Origin of the sequence: Streptomyces sp. NRRL S-495, from assembly GCF_000966955.1 — a bacterium.
In the GTDB taxonomy this organism is placed as follows: domain Bacteria; phylum Actinomycetota; class Actinomycetes; order Streptomycetales; family Streptomycetaceae; genus Kitasatospora; species Kitasatospora purpeofusca.
In genome coordinates, this window is sequence record NZ_JZWY01000499.1 from 1 (window position 1) to 2238 (window position 2238).

Genomic DNA, 2238 nt, shown 5'->3' on the forward strand with positions numbered 1-2238 from the left:
GCCGCCCTGATCGGCGCGACGCTGCTGACCGGCCTGACGGCCCCCCTCGCGCTGGCCAAGGACGGCGCGGCCTCGGTCAGCCCGTCCCAGGCCGCACCGGGCCAGACCGTGACGGTCACGGTCGCCTGCGAGAAGTCCGACAAGCCCAACGCCAAGACCATCACCGCCAACTCGCCGGCCTTCGAGGGCGGCCCGGCCACCCTCACGCTCGGCTCCGACGGCAAGCACACCGGCTCCGCCCGGCTGGCGGGCAAGAACGGCGGCGAGAACAAGATCGACGGCAGCTGCCCGGACGGCGGCGCCTTCACCACCAATGTCACGGTGACCACGGTCTCGGTGTCCACCGGCGGCTCCGCGCCCTCGGGTCTGGGCGGCTGGAGCGAGGCGGCCGGGGAGTGGGCGGGTTCGCTCGGCCAGTCCGGTGCCGGCAGTCAGCAGGTCGCCCCGCACGGTGCGGTGAAGACCGGTCTGGGCGGCTCGGTGGCTGCCGACCCCGTGGAACTCGCGGGCGGCGCGCTGCTGGTGGTGGGCGGGATCGGCGGCTTCTGGCTGCTGCGGCGGCGGTCGGCCGGCGCCGGGTCCGTCTGACGGAACGTTTTCGTTGGTGCGGCCCGCAGGTGCGGCCCGTTGGTGCGGCCTGTGGCGAGCGGGCCGTACCTGGGCAGGGTGGCGGGTGTTCGTGGACTTTGCAAAGTGCACTTTGCAAAGTCCACGCATGCTTTGTGGTGCTGGGGTGCCGTCGGACGCAGGGTCCGACGGCACCTTCGCACGTTCGGTCGGCGCCGCGTTCGTTGGGCGGAACGTTTCCGTGGGTGCGGCCTGCCCGGGTGTCCGTCGACTTTGCAAAGTGCACTTTGCAAAGTCGGCAGATACTTTGCAAAGCCGGGTGCCGTCGGGCGGCGCGTTCGTCCGGTGTGCGGCGCGCCCGGGCGTTCGTCAGGGCGGGGTGGTCGCGAATTCGGTGGTCCCCGCTGCGGCTGTGGCTGCGGTCGCGGTCGCGGTCACGCCCAGGCCGGAGCCGTGCTCGGCCCGGCGGTCGTCGGTGCTTCGGCCGCCGTCGAACCGTCGGCCCCGGCCTCCTGCTCCTCGGCGGCCCGCAGCGCACCGCTCGCCAGCAGGTACTGCGCCAGGAGGTACGTGGCCATGATTCGCCAGCTTGGTGGCGATCAGCGTGTCCGAGAGCAGGAACAGCGCCCCGCCCAGCCCGCCCCGCGCCCCGAGCCCGGCCGAGGCGACCGCCGTCGAGGCGAGCAGCAGGCTGTAGCCGGCCACCGGCGCCCGCAGGTCCCCGAGGTCGGGCCAGAGCCGGCCCACCATCGTCACCCAGGCCGTCGCGTACGCTGCCGCGACCACCATCGTCCGCCGCCGGTCGGTCAGCGCGCCCTGGCCGACGAACATCGTCACGTAGCAGACGTGCGCCGCCGCGAACGATCCCATTCCGGCCAGGAACGCGGTGTCGTTGCCGAGCTGGAGCAGCACGTCCCCGCCCGCGCTCAGCAGCAGCGCCGGCGCGAGCAGCTTCGGCGCGCGCCGGCCCGCCTCGGTGGCCCGGGTGACGCTGTGCGCGGCGAGCAGCGGCATCAGCGCGGGCTTGGTGGCGTGGCGCAGCGCGGGCGTACCGGTCAGCAGCGCCCCCAGATGGGCCGCCGAGGTGGTGGCGTAGCCGGTGGTGGCGTAGCCGGTGAGCAGGCCACCGGCGGAGCGCAGCCGGCCGCCGAGAACGGCGCGGGTGGTCGTACGGATGCTCATGCGGAGTGTCCTCCGGGCGGTGGGGGAGCGGGCGGGGCGGGCGGTGGGGCGGGCAGGGGAGCGGGTGCGCCCGTGCCGGTCACCATCCTGCTGGGCGCCGCGGGCGACCGGCAGGGGGCGTGGAAGAGATTGTTACCGGTGCGTAGGTCCGGCCGCGCAACCGGGGTGACGTGTCGCCCGTCGGGCGCCCGTCCGGCGCCGGTCCGGACGCCGGTGGTCCTCCCGTCGCGGCCCGGCCGCCGTTCGGCCGGATGTCGTCGGGACCCGGGCGGCTGCCAGCGAGGGCCGCGCCCACCGTCTAGTCTGGTCCCCGACATGGAGCAGCAGGAGTACGCGACCGGCGCCGCGCGGACGGCCGGTGGCAGGTCGGACGGGCGCACGGGCGGGGCGGGGCGGGGCACCACCGCCGCCGTCGTCGCCGTACGCGGATCCGGAGCCGGATCCGTCCCCCGGGTCGCCCCCGGTACCGGAGCTGACGCCCCGCAGGAC

General features: G+C 75.2%; 2 protein-coding genes. One reads left to right on the top strand and one right to left on the bottom strand.

Annotated features, from left to right (window positions below; translation table 11 throughout):
• A partial coding sequence (locus VR45_RS42635; RefSeq protein ID WP_052709348.1) for a hypothetical protein occupies window positions 1-588 on the top strand: 588 nt, incomplete at its 5' end.
• A 348-nt stretch (window positions 589-936) separates the two neighbouring features.
• Here the strand turns inward: VR45_RS42635 and VR45_RS24885 are convergent.
• Window positions 937-1749, bottom strand: a complete 813-nt coding sequence (locus tag VR45_RS24885; RefSeq protein WP_063772543.1) for a lysoplasmalogenase — start codon at window positions 1747-1749, stop codon at window positions 937-939.
• Window positions 1750-2238: the final 489 nt, after the last annotated feature.